General features: G+C 66.5%; 12 protein-coding genes. 2 read left to right on the forward strand and 10 right to left on the reverse strand.

The genetic code is table 11. From position 1 onward, the window contains the following. The 10 genes from V3388_RS11895 to V3388_RS11940 all read right to left on the reverse strand — a co-directional run bounded on the left by V3388_RS11895 (position 1) and on the right by V3388_RS11940 (position 12,860). Positions 1-1,287 (reverse strand): serine hydrolase domain-containing protein, encoded by a 1,287-nt coding sequence (locus V3388_RS11895; RefSeq protein WP_336367770.1) that lies wholly within the window; start codon positions 1,285-1,287, stop codon positions 1-3. A gap of 1 nt (position 1,288) precedes the next feature. Continuing rightward, positions 1,289-2,176 (reverse strand): GGDEF domain-containing protein, encoded by an 888-nt coding sequence (locus V3388_RS11900; RefSeq protein ID WP_336367771.1) that lies wholly within the window; start codon positions 2,174-2,176, stop codon positions 1,289-1,291. A gap of 47 nt (positions 2,177-2,223) precedes the next feature. After that, positions 2,224-4,467, reverse strand: coding sequence for an NADP-dependent isocitrate dehydrogenase (locus V3388_RS11905; RefSeq protein ID WP_336367772.1), 2,244 nt, complete (start codon positions 4,465-4,467; stop codon positions 2,224-2,226). A 322-nt stretch (positions 4,468-4,789) separates the two neighbouring features. Further along, positions 4,790-6,778, reverse strand: a complete 1,989-nt coding sequence (locus V3388_RS11910; protein WP_336367773.1) for an acetoacetate--CoA ligase — start codon at positions 6,776-6,778, stop codon at positions 4,790-4,792. 16 nt (positions 6,779-6,794) lie between these two features. Further along, positions 6,795-7,574, reverse strand: coding sequence for a 3-hydroxybutyrate dehydrogenase (locus V3388_RS11915; RefSeq protein ID WP_336367774.1), 780 nt, complete (start codon positions 7,572-7,574; stop codon positions 6,795-6,797). 13 nt (positions 7,575-7,587) lie between these two features. Then, positions 7,588-8,952 (reverse strand): TRAP transporter large permease, encoded by a 1,365-nt coding sequence (locus V3388_RS11920; RefSeq protein WP_336367775.1) that lies wholly within the window; start codon positions 8,950-8,952, stop codon positions 7,588-7,590. Continuing rightward, positions 8,952-9,608, reverse strand: a complete 657-nt coding sequence (locus tag V3388_RS11925; protein ID WP_336367776.1) for a TRAP transporter small permease subunit — start codon at positions 9,606-9,608, stop codon at positions 8,952-8,954. The genes V3388_RS11920 and V3388_RS11925 overlap by 1 nt, the downstream gene beginning before the upstream one ends. A 112-nt stretch (positions 9,609-9,720) precedes the next feature. Beyond that, on the reverse strand, positions 9,721-10,776 hold the full coding sequence (locus V3388_RS11930) for a TRAP transporter substrate-binding protein (RefSeq protein ID WP_336367777.1): 1,056 nt from the start codon (positions 10,774-10,776) through the stop codon (positions 9,721-9,723). A 293-nt stretch (positions 10,777-11,069) separates the two neighbouring features. Next, positions 11,070-12,491, reverse strand: coding sequence for a sigma-54 interaction domain-containing protein (locus V3388_RS11935; protein ID WP_336367778.1), 1,422 nt, complete (start codon positions 12,489-12,491; stop codon positions 11,070-11,072). Positions 12,492-12,497: 6 nt separating this feature from the next. Further along, the gene (locus V3388_RS11940; protein ID WP_336367779.1) at positions 12,498-12,860 is read right to left on the reverse strand and encodes a DUF6164 family protein; all 363 of its coding nucleotides are present in this window, start codon (positions 12,858-12,860) and stop codon (positions 12,498-12,500) included. 86 nt (positions 12,861-12,946) lie between these two features. Between V3388_RS11940 and V3388_RS11945 the strand changes: the two genes are divergently transcribed. Beyond that, positions 12,947-14,335, forward strand: a complete 1,389-nt coding sequence (locus tag V3388_RS11945) for a DUF2868 domain-containing protein (protein ID WP_336367780.1) — start codon at positions 12,947-12,949, stop codon at positions 14,333-14,335. Next, positions 14,328-15,755, forward strand: a complete 1,428-nt coding sequence (locus V3388_RS11950) for a GTPase/DUF3482 domain-containing protein (protein WP_336367781.1) — start codon at positions 14,328-14,330, stop codon at positions 15,753-15,755. Before V3388_RS11945 ends, V3388_RS11950 begins: the two co-directional genes overlap by 8 nt. Positions 15,756-15,799: the final 44 nt, after the last annotated feature.

Genomic DNA, 15,799 nt, shown 5'->3' on the forward strand with positions numbered 1-15,799 from the left:
TCAGGCCGCCGACAACGGCCAGCGCGCCTCCGGGAGCACCGGGAACTGCCGGCCGACGGTATACACAAACCGCACCAGCGCCGGCAGGTGGTGGGCCACGATGGGAATCCCGGTGTTCAGCAGGCTGACGGAGATGTCCCGGGCCGGATCCGCCCAGCACAGCTTGTTAATCAGCCCCACGTGACCAAACGCGTACCGGCTGTGGGGACCCCACAGGCCCACCGGATTACCCCCCAGCATCAAGCCCGCGCTGAAGCGCATGGGCACCAGCATGGTCCGGTCGATCTGCAGTGAGCCAAACTGCTGGATGGCCCGGCGCACGGTCAGCTCCTGGCAGATACGGCGGCCGTTCCAGACGCCGCCGTTGAGCATCATCTGGAAAAACCGGCCCATTTCCTCGGCGGTTCCGCACAGGTTGCCGGCCGGAATCACCGCCTCCTGGAAACGGGGATCGTTGCTGACGGCTTCCACCGTCTTGATATCGCCACCCAGAGCCCGGTTGACCACCCAGGAGACGGGGAAGACGGGCCTGGGGCCCGTGGCATAGTTGGTGGCCAGCTCAGACAGGTGAGCCCGATCGATACCGTAGGTGAACCAGCGCATGCCCATGGGCTGACGCAGATGGGTATCCAGGAACTGCTCGATGGACTCGCCGGTGACCTTCTCCAGCACCCGCTGCAGCACGAAGCCACCGGTAATGGCGTGATAGGCCACCTTGGCGCCGTCCACCTCCACCGGGCGGGCCTCGCACAGGATGCGCCAGATGGCGTCCCGGTCCCACAGCACCTCAATGGGCGTGTCCCGTGGAATGGCGGGAATGCCGCCCCGGTGGGCGAGCACCTGATGAATGGTGATGGTGCGCTTGCCGTTCTGGGCAAATTCCGGGCAGTAGTAGGCCACCGGGTCGGTCAGGTTGACCCGGCCCTGCTCCGCCAGGATGTGCATGAGCAGGCCGGTGACCGCCTTGGAGGCGGAGAAGTAACACACCGGCGTGTCCGTGGTCATCGGAACCTTGGGCGTATCCGGGCCATCGTCCGGGCCGTTACCGGTGGCGTGGCCCAGGGCCCGGTGCAGCACCTGATGGCCCCGGTGCCGTATGGAAAGCTGGATGCCGGGGTGCACACCGGTCCGGTAAAGGCCCTCCACGGAGCGCCAGATGGCCTCGGGTACAGCGGGGTCCAGGCCGGCCGCCGCCGGGTCCTCTCCGGAGGGGTCCCGATAGGTAATGGCAGACAGATCCCGGGGGACGGTGCAGGTGTGCAGAGCAAGGCGGGTAATGGACTTCATATCAGGTCTTGGCGTTGTCGTTGGAAGATGACGCCAGTGTGGTGGCCCGCCGGTTCGCTGGCATTGGCCGAACTGCCAGCACCACGCAGTTGCGTCCGCCGGATTTGGCCAGGTACATGGCGTTGTCCGCCGCCGCGCACAGGGCGTCCACATCGTCGCCGTGATCCGGATACACCGCCACCCCGATGCTGATGGTCAGCCGCACGGATTCCCCGTTGGCCAGGGCGATAGGCTGGTCGGCAATGCGCCGGCGCAGGCGCTCGGCGGTATCCCGGGCCTCACCGGTACGCATTTCCGGCAGCACGATCACAAACTCCTCGCCGCCGAACCGGCCCACGGTGTCGACGGCGCGGACGCTGTCCAGCAGTGTCCGGCTGGCGGATTGCAGCACCTGGTCGCCGGCGGCGTGGCCGAGCGTATCGTTGATGGTCTTGAAGCGGTCGAAATCAACCCAGAGTACCGCCAGGGAGCGGCGATACCGCCGGGCCCGCTCGATCTCCTCCGCCAGTACCCGGGTGGTTTCCCGACGATTGGCCAGGCCCGTGAGGCCGTCCCGGGTGGCCATGTCCTGCAGCCGGGCCACCAGCTTGCGATCCTTGTTCAGCTGGCGCTTGAGCACCCCGAACAGCACGGCGCCGGTGACCAGCACGAACGCGAAGCCTTTCCACGTCTGCACCGTCGACAGCAGGTGGGTATCGCCGAACCAGGCTTCCACCACCCGGTCGGAAAACGCGATCCAGAGACTGCCCACCAGCACGTACACCAGAGTCCCGGACAGCGCCCGCCAGGTCGCCCGATGCCGCCGGAAACGCCGGAGAAATCGGAACCAAAAAGAAACCGGAGGCTCCGAGGGAGCACTCCGGTTCTTGGGGTCGTGGTAACGACTCACGAGAGGCCCACCCGCCCTGGCACGCAGAACAAGCCGGCCGTCGGCATTTATTTCACCGAATCCCGCGCCTCGGCCAGGATGCGGTTCAGCGTCTCGCTGGGCTGCATCACGTGGCAGACCTTCTCCATCGGCGGGTGATAGTAGCCGCCAATGTCCGCCGGATGGCCCTGGACTACCGTCATCTCTTCCAGGATCTTGTCCTTGTTCTCTTCGAGCTGCTTGGACAGCTTCTCGAAGAAAGCCTTCAGATCCTTGTCGTCGTCCTGCTTGGCCAGTTCCTCCGCCCAGTAGCGGGCCAGGTGGAAGTGGGAGCCCCGGTTGTCCAGCTCGCCGGTCACCCGGGACGGAGACTGGTTGTTCTCCAGCAGGCGCTCGGTGGCTTTGTCCAGGGTCTGGCCCAGAAGACGGGCGCGCTGGTTGTGCTGCTTCTCACCCAGCTCGTCCAGGGACACCGCGGTGGCCAGGAATTCCCCCAGGGAATCCCAGCGCAGGTGGTTTTCCTGGATCAGCTGCTGCACGTGCTTGGGCGCGGAACCGCCGGCGCCGGTCTCGTACAGGCCGCCGCCGTTGAGCAGGGGCACGATGGACAGCATCTTGGCGCTGGTGCCCAGCTCCAGGATCGGGAACAGGTCGGTCAGGTAGTCCCGCAGCACGTTGCCGGTCACCGAGATGGTGTCCTGGCCACGGATCAGGCGCTCCATGGTGTGGCGGATGGCCTTGACCGGCGGCATGATCTGGATATCCAGGCCGTCGGTGTCCAGCTCCTTCAGGTACGCCTCCACTTTTTTGATCAGCTGGGCATCGTGCGGGCGCTCGTGATCGAGCCAGAACACCGCTGGCATGCCGCTGGAGCGGGACCGGTTGACCGCCAGCTTGACCCAGTCGCGGATCGGCAGGTCCTTGGTCTGGCAGGCGCGCCAGATGTCGCCCTGCTCAACCTTGTGCTCGGTCAATACGGTGCCGTCTTCGGCCACCACGCGAATCACGCCGTCTTCCTTGATCTCGAAGGTCTTGTCGTGGGAGCCGTACTCCTCCGCCTTCTGGGCCATCAGGCCGACGTTGGGCACGGTGCCCATGGTGGTCGGGTCGAAGGCGCCGTGGGTCTTACAGAAGTTGATCACTTCCTGATAGATGGTGGCGTAGGTGGACTCCGGCATCACCGCCTTGGTGTCCTTGAGCTTGCCGTCCCGGGCCCACATCTTGCCCGAGTTGCGGATCATGGCCGGCATGGACGCGTCCACGATCACGTCGCTGGGCACATGCAGGTTGGTGATGCCTTTAACGGAATCGACCATGGCAATTTCCGGACGGTGCTCGTAGCACGCGTGCAGGTCTTCCTGGATCTGCTCCTGCTTGGACTCCGGCAACTGCTTGATCTTCTCCAACACGGAAGACAGGCCGTTGTTCGGGTTCACACCGATCTCGTTGAACAGATCGCCGTACTTGTCGAACAGCTCCTTGAAGTAGACCTTCACCGCGTGACCGAACACGATCGGGTGGGAGATCTTCATCATGGTGGCTTTCACGTGCAGGGAGAACATCACGCCGGTGTTCTCGCAGTCGGCGATGGCGTCCTCGAAGAACTTCACCAGCGCCTTCTTGCTCATGAACATGCCGTCGAGCACTTCGCCGTCCTGCAGGGGCAGGTCGGATTTCAGAACGGTCTGCTCGCCCTTCTTGTTCTCGAACACGATGCGGGCATTGGTGGCTTTGTCCAGGGTCACGGACTGCTCGCTGGAGTAGAAATCGCCGCCGCGCATGTGGGCCACGTGGGTGCGGGACGCCGGGCTCCACTCACCCATGGAGTGGGGGTATTTGCGGGCAAAGGCCTTGACCGCAGCCGGGGCGCGGCGGTCGGAGTTGCCTTCCCGAAGCACCGGGTTGACGGCGCTGCCCAGGACCTTGCCGTAACGGGCGGTGATGTCCTTTTCCTCGTCGGTCTGCGGGTGCTCCTTGTACTCGGGCACCTTGTAACCCTGCTTGTTCAGCTCCTTGATGGCCGCCCGCAGCTGGGGAATGGACGCGGAGATGTTCGGCAGCTTGATGATGTTGGCGTCCGGGTCCTTGGTGTATTCACCCAGTTCCGCGAGAGCATCCGGTACGCGCTGACCTTCCTCCAGGTACTCCGGGAACGCCGCCAGGATACGCGCCGCCAGGGAAATGTCGCTGGTCTCGAACTCAATGCCCGCCGGCTTGGCGAAGGTTTCCAGGATGGGAAGCAGTGACCGGGTGGCGAGGGCGGGGGCCTCGTCGGTCAGCGTATAGACAATCTTGGCTTTGGATGCTGTCATTTTCGTCCTCAGGCGATTGGATGGATTCAGGACGGTCATTGCCGGGTCGGGCGTCTTGTGGACCCCGGCCAGTGCCATGACTGATTCGGAACTTTTGATAGGACTACAAAGATAGCATTTTTTTGTGACAGCCGGTTACGATCTTAGTATAAGAACGGACTAAAAACGCCGGATCTCCCGCGTCTGGGCGATAAAAATACGGAAATTTGCGAAAGTTTCTTACATGGCCATTGGCGAATGGCGGACGGGTTCGTTCGTAACCGGCTGACACCGGGGCGGGGCGCACGCCTCCAAGGCGATGCGCGCCGCCCCGTGACCACCGTCAGGCGGGCAGCAGCTTCGCCGCCGCCAGCACCGCGCGGATCTGGTCCAGGGCTTCCGGATTGCCCAGGGCGTCCCGGTTGTCCGCCTTGGCCGAACCGTTGATCAGCCGAGCCACCGCCAGCTCCACTTTCTTGCCGCTGCGGGTGTAGGGAATGTCCGGCACTTCCAGGATGCGCTTGGGCACGTGCCGGGGGCTGGCGCCCTCGCGGATGCGGTTGCGTAGCTCCTTGAGCAGATCCGGGGACAACTCGCCGCCATCGGCGGTGACCACCAGCAGCACCACCTCCACGTCGCCGTCGATCTGCCGGCCCACCACCAGGCTGTCACGGATCTCCGGCATGGTTTCTACCTGCCGGTAGATTTCCGCGGTGCCGATGCGCACACCGCCCGGGTTCAGGGTAGCGTCGGAGCGGCCGTAGATGATGGCACCGCCGTGCTCGGTGAACTCGATAAAGTCGCCGTGGGCCCAGACGCCCGGGAAGGTATTGAAGTAGGCGTCCCGGTAGCGTTCATCGTTCGGGTCGTCCCAAAACGACACCGGCATGGAGGGAAGCGGCTGCTGGCACACCAGCTCGCCCCGGCCCTCGCGCACCGGCTTGCCGTCGTCGCCGTAGGCTTCCGCGTCCACGCCCAGGAACCGGCACTGGATCTCGCCCCGGCGCACCGGCAGCAGCGGGCAGGCGCCCACGAAGCAGCCGCAGATGTCGGTGCCGCCGGCGATGGAGCCCAGCAGCGCGTTCGGGGCGCCGTCCTGGTACACCCAGTCGTAGTCTTCCGGCAGCAGCGGCGACCCGGTGGAAAACACCACCCGCAGGGCGTTCTGGTCGAGGGTTTTCGCCGGGGCAATGCCACTCTTCCGACAACCGGCAATGAACCGCGCACTGGTGCCAAAGTGGGTCACCCGCTCGTCGGCCACCGTGTTCCAGAGGAAGTCCAGGGCCGGGTAACCCGGGGACCCGTCCACCGTGATCACGGCCGCGCCGGTCATCAGCGCCGAGGCCTGCCAGTTCCACATCATCCAGCCGCAGGTGGTGAAATACAGGAACCGGTCGCCGGGGCCGACGTCGCCGTGCAGCATCAGTTCCTTGGCGTGGTTCACCAGCAAACCGGCGGTACCGTGCACGATGCACTTGGGTTTGCCGGTGGTACCGGAGGAATACAGGATGTACACCGGGTGGTCCGGTGCCACCGGCGTGAACGACGGCGGCTGGCCGGCGCCGGCCGCCAGCGCGTCTTCCCAGGTGGTGACCCGGTCGCCGCTCAGGGGCGCCTCGTCCGGCAGCTGCTGCACGCTGACGACGGTTTTCAGGGACGGGAGCTTATCGATCAGCTCGGCAAAATCTGCCTGGCGGGGGAACACCTTGCCACCGTAACCGTAGCCGTTCACCACGATCAGCGCCGCCGGCTCGATCTGGCCGAAGCGGTCGTTGATGGCGCCGACCCCGAAATCCGGAGACGCGGAGCTCCAGATGGCCCCCATGCTGGTGGCCGCCAGCATGCCGACCAGGGCCTCATAGCCATTGGTGACCACGCCCGCCACCCGGTCGCCCTGCTGAACGCCCTGCTGACGCAGGAAGGCTTCCAGGGCACCCGCGTCCGCCTTTACCTGGGCGTAGGTCCGGCGCAGGGCCGGCCGGGTTTCGCAGTAGGCGACGACCGCTTCCTGATCGGCCTGCTCGCCGTCTGCCAGCCGCAGCAGGTTGGCGGCGAAGTTCAGGCGCATGCCCGGGAACCACTCGGCGCCGGGCATGGCACGGCTTCCCAGCACCCGGCTCGCCGGCGTATCACAAACCAGCCCGCAGTAGTCCCACACCGCCTGCCAGAAGGTCTCCAGCTCGGTGACGGACCAGCGGTGCAGGGCGTGATAGTCGGCAAACGGCCCGTGGCCCTGCTGCTCCAGCCAGGTTTTGAAACGGCCCATGCGGGACCCGGTCAGCACCGCATCGGAGGGCGACCAGACCACCGGGGATTGTTCTGTATGGCTCATTCGTGTCTCCTGAATCTCACTGCATGTGCCAGCCGTGACTGACCACAATGGACTGGCCGGTCAGGGCAGCAGAAGGGAAGGCGGCCAGGTGCACCGCCACCTCGGCCACGTCCTCCACCGTGGTGAACTCGCTGTCCACCGTGTTGCGGAGCATGACCGACCGGATCACTTCTTCTTCCGACAGGCCCAGTTCGCGGGCCTGTTCGGGGATCTGTTTATCCACCAGCGGGGTGCGCACAAACCCCGGGCAGATGATGTTGCTGCGCACGCCGTGTTCGGCCCCTTCCTTAGCCACCGCCCGGCACAGGCCCAGGATGCCGTGCTTGGCCGCCACATAAGGCGATTTCAGCGGGGAGGCTTCCAGGGAATGCACCGAGCCCATGTACAGCATGGTGCCGCCGCCGGTCTCGTACATCTGGCGGAGCGCCGCCCGGGTCAGCAGGAACGAGCCGTGCAGGTGGACGTTGATGACCCGGCTCCAGTCCTCGAACGCAAGCTTGTGAACGGGGTCGATATGCTGGATGCCGGCGTTGGCCAGGGCGATGTCCAGGCGGCCCCACTGTTTAACCACAGCGGCCACGCCCTCGTCCACTCGCCTTTCGTCGGTGACGTCCATTGCCAGGCCGATGGCGGTACCACCGGCCTGCTCGATGGCGGCCACCGTCTCGGCGGTGGCCTCCAGGGTGAGGTCGGCCACAGCTACCCGGGCGCCCTCCCGGGCGTAGGCTTCGGCGATGGCGCGGCCGATGCCCCGGCCGGCGCCCGTGATCAGTGCAATCCGGTTCTCTAAACGCATGGTCTGTCTCTCCTTAATGGGCCGCAACGCTGGGCAGCCAGGTCGCAATGCCGGGGATCAGGAACACGATGGCCAGGGCCGCCAGCTGAATGAGAATGTAGGGCACCACCCCCCGATAGATGTCCGTTACCCGGATCTCCGGGGGCGCCACACCCTTGATATAGAATAGGGCAAACCCGACCGGCGGGGTGAGAAACGATGTCTGCAGGCACATCGCAAAGAGGATGGTGAACCACACCAGATCAAAGCCGAGGTGCTGCACCACGGGCGCCACCAGCGGCAATATGATCAGCGTGATCTCCACCCAGTCCAGGAAAAAGCCCAGCAGGAAGACGGCGAACAGGATGGTGAGGATGACGCCGTTCGGGCCAAACGGCAGTCCCAGTAGCGCGTCCTTGATCACCACGTCGCCGCCCAGGCCACGCAGCACCACGGAGAACGCGGTGGCGCCCAGGAAGATCGCAAAGATAAACGCCGCGGTGCGGGTGGTCTGATACAGCGACGAGCGCAGCACCGACAGGTTCAATCGCCGGGCCGCGAGCGCCAGCACCAGCGCGCCCAGGGCGCCGACACCGGACGCCTCGGTGGGCGTCGCGATCCCGGCGAAAATGGACCCGAGCACACCCAGAATCAGCGCCGCCGTCGGCAATACCGCCTTGAACACCTCCCAGGCCAAGGCCCAGGTCACGGGTTCCGCATCGTCAGGTACCGGGGCGACCCGGGGCTGGAAGAACGGCCGCAACAGGGCGTAGGCCACGTACATGGCCCCCAGCAGCAGGCCGGGCAGGAACGCGCCCATGAACAGATCGCCCACCGAGGCCTCCGGCACCGCCAGGCGATCGGCCATCAGCACCAGCATGATGGACGGTGGAATCAGAATGCCCAGGGTGCCGGTGGCACAGGCGGTGCCCACGGCGAAGCCCTTGTCATACTTGGTCTGGAGCATCACCGGCAGGGACAGCATGCCGAGCAGAACCACGGACGCACCGATGATGCCGGTGGTGGCCGCCAGCAGCACGCCGATGACAATCACGGTGACCGCATAGCCACCCCGGACGTTGCCGAACAGCTTGACCATGCTCTTCATCAACCGCTCGGCCACGCCGGACTGATCCAGCATGATGCCCATGAAGATGAACATCGGCAGCGCCACCAGCGTGGGGCTTTCGACAATGCTCCAGATCCGCTCGGGCACCAGGCCCATGGACGAGGGGTAGTCAAACCACAGGTTGGCGCCGAACTGATCCACGGCCAGAACGCCGATGGCCGTCCAGATAACCGCGGTACCGCCGAGCACCCAGGCCACCGGGTAACCGGTCAGCAGCAGCACGCCAAAGGTGGCGAACATGCCGATCACAAACAGGGTTTCGAGAGCCATCAGACTGCGTCCTCCTGGGCCGGGCCGTCGTGGGGGACGGCAATGGGGCGGGGGACCGCAATGGGGTGGGGAACGCCAAACAGCAGGGCGGTCACTTTCAGCAGCCGGGACACGGCCGCCAGCACAATCAGCATGAACGCGGCGGCAAGTACCGCCTTGAGAATCCAGCGGTTGGACAGGCCCGCCGGCGCCTGGCTGGTTTCACCCACGTCAAACGCGTGAATGGCGTAGGGCACCATTTCATAGATGGCCAGGCCGAGGAACGGCAACAGCAGGATCACCAGGCCGAACAACTCGACCCAGCCCTGGGTCCGGAGCGAAAATCGCTCGTGCAGCACGTCCACGCGCACGTGGTCATCCACCACCAGGGTGTAGGCCATGCCCAGCAGCCAGCCGGCGCCGGCCACGTGCCACTCCAGCTCCTCCAGCAGCACCGAGCCCTGGCCGAATACGTAGCGGCCAATCACCGCGTAAATGATCAACCCCGTCACCAGCAGCCAGGCCCAGGACGCCCCTTTGCCAATCGCGGACATGAGCCCGTCGATCCACTGGCTGGGGCGGGTGGTCGGCAGTGCCGTGTGGTGGTGGAGCAATTCGTCGGGCGCGTCCACCGACGCCCGTTGAGGGGGCGCAGACCCCGGATCAGACACCGTCATCGGAAATACCTCGCTCAGACAAACCTGGATGGAAACCGCAAGTGGCCCCGAAGGGCCACCCATGTGTGCTCCGGACACCGGCCGGTGCCGGCGTCATCGGTTCGCGATCCGATCAGTCCATGTCCGCCGGCAGGTACGCCCGCTGGTCCCAAACCTTGTAGGTTTCCATGAAGTCCTTCTGGCTCTCGTAGACTTTCTTGAAGTCCGCGTCCTTGGCCGCCTCTTCCTTCAGCACCTCCTCGGTGACGGATTTCAGCTTCTCCAGCACCGGACGAGGAATCTGGTCGGCGTGGACGCCTTCCGCCTGGAAGCCGGCCAGCACTTTGCCGTTCTTGTACTCGCCCTCGGCCAGGCCACGGGTGGTAGCGGCGGTGCAGGAGGCCTCCACCAGCGCTTTCTGGGCGTCGGTGGCCCGGTTCCATTCGTCCTTGTTGATCAGCATGTACTGGGCGGTGAACTGCTGGTGCCAGCCCGGGAACAGGTTGTATTTGACCACCTGGTCAAAACCGAGGATCTGGTCGATGGCCGGCATGGAAAATTCGGTGGCGTCGATGGTGCCTTTCTCCAGAGCCTGATACAGCTCGCCGCCCGGCATCATGGTGACGGAGGCGCCGAGCTTCTCGAGCACCCTGCCGCCCAGGCCGGCGAAGCGGATCTTCATGCCCTTGTAGTCGTCCAGGGACTCGATCTTGTTCTTGTACCAGCCGGCGGTTTCCGGGCCGACGATGCCACACAGCTGGGCGTGCACGTTATAGCCCTTGTTGGCGTAGACGTCCTGCAGCATCTGCTCGCCGCCACCGTAGTAGTACCAGCCGATGTAGGCCCAGGGCTTCATGCCGAACGGCACCGCGGCGAACAGCGGTACGGCGGGCACCTTGCCCTGGTCGTACCCGATCCAGGTGTAGCCGGCGGCCACTTTGCCGTCGGAAACCGAATCCAGAATGTCGAACGGCGGGACCAGCTTGCCCGGCTCGTAGACACGCACCTGAATGCTGCCGCTAGAGGCGGTGGTCAGGTTGTCGGCCACCCAGGCCGCGGGGGAGCCCAGTCCGGGGAGGTTGGTGGAGAAGGCCACCGGCATCTTCCAGCGAAGGTTGTCCGCGTGGGCGGATCCAGCGGTAATGGCGAGGGCACCGGCGATGGCGGTGACGGTTGTGAGCAGCTTCATCGAGAATTCTCCTGGCGTTGTTTTTGTAGAGCGCCGCCAGAACACACACAGGCAGAAGACCGTGACACGGGTCTTGGGTCCAACAGGAAGTCGCCGGTCTTGTTGTCTGCGTTGTTCTGACGTTCGGCGCCGAACCCGGGAGCAGACTTTGTGCCAGACAGGAAGAGTCTCGAAAAAACAATATGTTAGGAGAGAATGGGAGCGCCGGCGCCAGCCAAAGCGACCGGAATTCCGGACATTACGGGACGTTGGTCGTACTCAACTGTCTGGATTATCGGACAACCGTCCGAAAATCAGGACATTTTGGCGATTTTTTCGTAGAGCACCGACCGGGAAATGCCCAGCAAACGGGCCGCCCGGGTCCGGTTACCGCGGGCCGCCACCAGGGCCTCCCGGATGGCGCTGGCTTCGGCGTCCGCTACCACCCGAGCCAGCGGGCGAACCGGTTTCAGGGAGCCACAGGCCGGGACACGAGCCATGGACTCCGGCAGCACCCGGAACACGTCGGCCGCGTCGAGCAGGCTGGCGTCCTCCCCCAGGGTCAGCGCCCGTTCCAGCACGTTGCGCAACTCCCGCACGTTACCCGGCCAGTCGTAGTCCGACAGCGCGGCGACACCGTCGTCCGTGATCTCCGCCATGGCGCCGGGCCGGCCGATATCCGCCAGCAGCGCTTCGCACAGAACGCCCAGGTCCGCCAGGCGCTCCCGCAGAGGCGGCACGGTGATTTCCAGGACGTTCAGGCGGTAGTAGAGATCCGGCCGGAAGGCGCCATCCGCCATCATCTTGCCCAGGTCCCGGCTGGTGGCGGCAATCACCCGCACATCCACCGGGACCACCCGGTTCGAGCCCAGTGGCTCGATCTCATTCTCCTGCAGTGCCCGCAGCAACTTAGCCTGCAGCGGCAGAGGCATGTCGCCCACCTCGTCCAGAAACAGGGTGCCGCCGTTGGCCCGCTGGAACTTGCCGTCCCGCTGGCGCCGATCGGCGCCGGTGTAGGCCCCGGGCGCGACCCCGAAAAACTCCGCCTCCAGCAGGTTCTCGGGAATGGCCGCCAGGTTAACCCCGACAAACGGCCGGTCGGCCCGCGCGGAGGCGCCGTGGATGGCCTGGGCCAGCACCTCTTTACCGGTGCCGGTTTCCCCCAGCAGCAACACCGGCACATCCCGCCCCGCGGCGAGGCGCGCCCGGCGCTTCACTTCCAGGGCCGCCGGGCTGGCACCGACAAAGTCGCCCAGGCTGTAGCGGGTGCCCCGGGCGCTACGGGCCAGGGCACGGCGGGCGGCGGCCAGGTCTTCGTGCAGGCGCCGGAACTTGCTCACCAGCGGGGTCAGCGGCTGGAGGTCGTCGTAGAGCACGAACGCGACGGCACCGGTCACGGCCCCTTTGTCGTCAAAGTACGGCAGCCGGGTTACCACCAGTTGCTGGTTATCGTGCTCCATGATGTCCAGCAGCAGCGGCTGGCCCTGGTTGACCACCTCGGGCATCCGGGTGTGGGGGATCACCGTCTGGATCGGCTGGCCAATGGCCTGGGCGGGTTCGGTCAGGCCGAGTAACTGGGCATAGCTCTGGTTGATCCAGGTGATGCGGGCGGCCTGGTCAACGGCGATGGCCCCGGCGCTGGCCTCTTCAAACAGCGGGAACAGGGCTTCGATGAGCTCACGGGTGAGGCCGTGGCGCTTGGCGTCATCAGGCCGGAGGGTGTCAGAAGGCGGCATTCAGGATCAGTTCCCGATGGACAAAAATGGCGCCAGGCTCAGCGCCAGAATGGCCAACACCGCCACACAGGCGGCCACCATGGCCACCGGCCGTTGCCGGAAGCGGAACCAGAACCCGGCCTCGCCGCGTTGCTGGCGGGCCAGGTACGCCTGCTGCTCCCGCTGCTGCCGGCTGGCCTGGTATTCGTCCAGCAGCGCCCGGGCGCGGTCGGCCTCGTCGTCATCGTGCACCCAGAAGCCGCCCATACTGATGCCCCAGCGGCTGGGCGGGGTTTCGTAATAGCGCACATCGTGCTGCTCGAACAGCTCGCGGATGTCGTCGGCCTCGTCGTCGGGCACGTGGCGCAGGTTCATCAGTAACTGGGGCATGGGGTCGGCGCTGGCTGGTATCGGGATGAGCGTTGCCTATATGCTAGCACCAAATTGACGCTGACCGAACGGAGCGCCCCTGCCGCATGCGATCCTCCCCCCTCCGACTGCTGCTGGACTTCGACGAGCAGGTCCGCCGTGACCGTGACCAGCCGCCGGCGTTCCTGCACCGGCGGGACCGTCGTTTCGCCCTGGACTGCCAGGCCCAGGGCGTGCCAGCGGACGCGGCCCACTGGCTGGCGTGGATTGCCCAGCGCTCCGGCCCCGGCCGGGCAACGCCCGGCAGCGACCGCCTGCTCAGCCGCTGGCGCGCGGCCACCGGCGGGTTCGCGCTGGCCGGTGGTGTCGCCGGCATCGTCACCATGGCCGGGTTGCTGGCCTTCGACGGCGGCCAGCGCATCAACGTCACGCTGCTGCTCGCCCTGGCGTTGCTGCAACTGCTGCTGGCGGTACTGACCCTCGTTCAGTCCCTCGCGGGGTGGCAGCCCTGGCGGCCCCTGGTCCGTCGCCTGCTGCCCGCGCCCGACCACAGCGCCGCGGCCCGATTGCTGCCGACGTTTACCGCACGGGCCGCCCAGGCCGGCGGCAGCGCGTTTGCGCTCACCAGCCTGATGACCCTGCTGGTCCTCGTGGTGGTGCAGGACCTGGCCTTCGGCTGGAGCACCACCCTGGCCACCGGCGCCGGCGCCTACCATCGGCTGGTGTTGGCGGTGGCCAGCCCCTGGGCCGGGCTCTGGCCGGACGCCGTGCCCTCCCTGGCCCTGGTGGAGCACACCCGGTTCTTCCGGGCTGGCCCGGAATCCGCCGGCAATCCGGCCCTGTGGGGCCAGTGGTGGCCGTTCGTGGTAATGACCTGGACCGTGTGGGTCCTGCTGCCCCGGCTGGTCCTCACCCTCACCGCCCAGACGGTGCTGCGGACGCGCGCCCGGCGGGAGCTGGCCCGCCACCCCGGCCAGCAGGCGTTGGCCTACCGCATGGAAACCCCGATCCTGGACACCGGCAACGCCCACAACGACGCCAGCGACCTGCCCGATACCCGAACCCGGGTTGAACCGGTACCGCTGCCGGAGACGCACCACCTGATCGCCTGGGCCGGCGCCGATCAGCCTGCCCTGCCAGCCATGCTGCAGACACCCGGCCCGGTGTACCGCGCCGGTGGCCAGTCGGCGCTGGCGGAGGACGATGCCGTGATCGCCGCCCTGGGTGAGTCCCTGGCCCGGGACGTCCGCCCGGAGGTTCTGATGGCGGTGCGCAGCTGGGAGCCACCCACCGGTGAACTGCAGGACTTTCTGGAAGCCGCCCGATCGCGCTGGCCCGAGGCCACCACCGTGACCCTGGCGCCGGTGACCGGTGCCGCCGACCAGGCGCCGGAACAGCGCCACCTGGACGCCTGGCTCAGGTTCACCACTCGCCTGCCCGCCGGCTTCGCCCGCGTCGGCCAGTGGCCCGCCGCCGGGGGACCGCACCATGGTTGATGCCCCGGCCTTTGCCGTTGTCGGCCACCCCAACAAAGGCAAATCCAGCGTGGTCGCTACTCTGGCCCAGAACGACGCCATCGCCATTGCCCTGGAACCCGGCACCACCCGGGCCCGGCAGGCCTACCCCATGAGCGTGGACGGCGAGGTGCTGTACACCCTGGTGGACACCCCGGGGTTCCAGCGCCCCCGCCGGGTGCTGGCCTGGCTGGAAGCCCACAGCCTGTCCGCCACCGACCATCCGGACACGGTGCGGGCGTTTGTGCAGCAGCACCGGGGCGATGGCCGGTTCACCGACGAATGCGAACTGCTGACACCGTTGATCGAGGGCGCCGGCATCATCTATGTGGTGGACGGCTCGGTGCCCTACAGCCCGGAGCACGAGGCGGAAATGACCATCCTGCGCTGGACCGGGCGGCCGAGCCTGGCGCTGATCAACAGCATCGGCCCGGACGACCACAGCGACGCCTGGCAGGTAGCCCTGGGGCAGTTTTTCCAGGTGGTTCGCCGCTTTGATGCGGTGCGGGCGCCGTTCGAGCAGCACCTGGGCCTGCTGCGGGCGTTCGGGCAACTGGAGCCCGGCTGGGAGGCGCCGCTGGCGAAGGCAACCGACTTCCTCGCCAGCCAGCGGTCGCACCGGCAGCGGGCCTCGGCCCGGCTGATCGCCGACGCGCTGATGGACCTGATGAGCCACCAGGAAACCCGCATCCTGACCCGGGGCCAGGCCGGCGACACCCCGGACGACACCCTGGCCGTGCAGCTCCGGGACGCCTGGTACCGACACCAGCGCCAGCGCGAGCAGCGGCTGCGCACGGAGGTGGAGCACCTGTACCAGCACCGACACCTGAAGCGTCAGGAGGCGGAGCTGAGCTGGCACCTCGAGCACGATCTGTTCTCCGAGGACAGTCGCCGCGCCTGGGCCGTCAACCGCCGGTACCTGGCCACCGCCGGCTTCGGCGCCGGTGCGGTGAGCGGTGCCGGCATCGACGCCCTGACCCTGGGCGGCTCCCTGGGCACCGGCGCGCTGGTGGGCGGGGTGATCGGCGCCGCCGGCAGTTACTTCTACGGCGATCGGCTGCGGCTGCCGGCCCTGGCCATCGGCGCCCTGAAAAACGGCCTGAAAACCGCCCGCCTCGGCCCGGTGCAGGACAGCCAGTTCGGTTACATCGTGCTGGGCCGGGCGGTGGATCACTGGTGGCAGGTGAGCCATCGCAACCACGCCGGCCGGGATCTGCTGGACCTGGCGCCGACCGACCAGCACTGGCTGGAGGGCCTGGATCGGACCAGCCGGCGGGCGCTGCAGCGGGCCCTGGATCGGGGCCGGAAGCGGCAGACCATGGACGATCGGCAGCGGGCCGCCCTGGCGGATGCGGTGGAGTCCGCCATGGTGGTGTACGGGGAATGGCGGTTGAACCGATAGTAAGCGACGTGTTTATACTGTAAAGCTATTCCATCAAACCACGA

It is taken from the genome of Marinobacter sp. C2H3, assembly GCF_037080155.1.
Lineage (GTDB): Bacteria > Pseudomonadota > Gammaproteobacteria > Pseudomonadales > Oleiphilaceae > Marinobacter.

Excerpts from the sequence above, each read along its gene's own strand:
- V3388_RS11950 (WP_336367781.1), top strand. The coding sequence starts at position 14,328 with ATGGTTGATGCCCCGGCCTTTGCCGTTGTCGGCCACCCCAACAAAGGC.
- V3388_RS11895 (WP_336367770.1), bottom strand. The coding sequence starts at position 1,287 with ATGAAGTCCATTACCCGCCTTGCTCTGCACACCTGCACCGTCCCCCGG.
- V3388_RS11940 (WP_336367779.1), bottom strand. The coding sequence starts at position 12,860 with ATGCCCCAGTTACTGATGAACCTGCGCCACGTGCCCGACGACGAGGCC.
- V3388_RS11910 (WP_336367773.1), bottom strand. The coding sequence starts at position 6,778 with ATGAGCCATACAGAACAATCCCCGGTGGTCTGGTCGCCCTCCGATGCG.
- V3388_RS11920 (WP_336367775.1), bottom strand. The coding sequence starts at position 8,952 with ATGGCTCTCGAAACCCTGTTTGTGATCGGCATGTTCGCCACCTTTGGC.
- V3388_RS11915 (WP_336367774.1), bottom strand. The coding sequence starts at position 7,574 with ATGCGTTTAGAGAACCGGATTGCACTGATCACGGGCGCCGGCCGGGGC.
- V3388_RS11905 (WP_336367772.1), bottom strand. The coding sequence starts at position 4,467 with ATGACAGCATCCAAAGCCAAGATTGTCTATACGCTGACCGACGAGGCC.
- V3388_RS11945 (WP_336367780.1), top strand. The coding sequence starts at position 12,947 with ATGCGATCCTCCCCCCTCCGACTGCTGCTGGACTTCGACGAGCAGGTC.
- V3388_RS11925 (WP_336367776.1), bottom strand. The coding sequence starts at position 9,608 with ATGACGGTGTCTGATCCGGGGTCTGCGCCCCCTCAACGGGCGTCGGTG.
- V3388_RS11935 (WP_336367778.1), bottom strand. The coding sequence starts at position 12,491 with ATGCCGCCTTCTGACACCCTCCGGCCTGATGACGCCAAGCGCCACGGC.
- V3388_RS11930 (WP_336367777.1), bottom strand. The coding sequence starts at position 10,776 with ATGAAGCTGCTCACAACCGTCACCGCCATCGCCGGTGCCCTCGCCATT.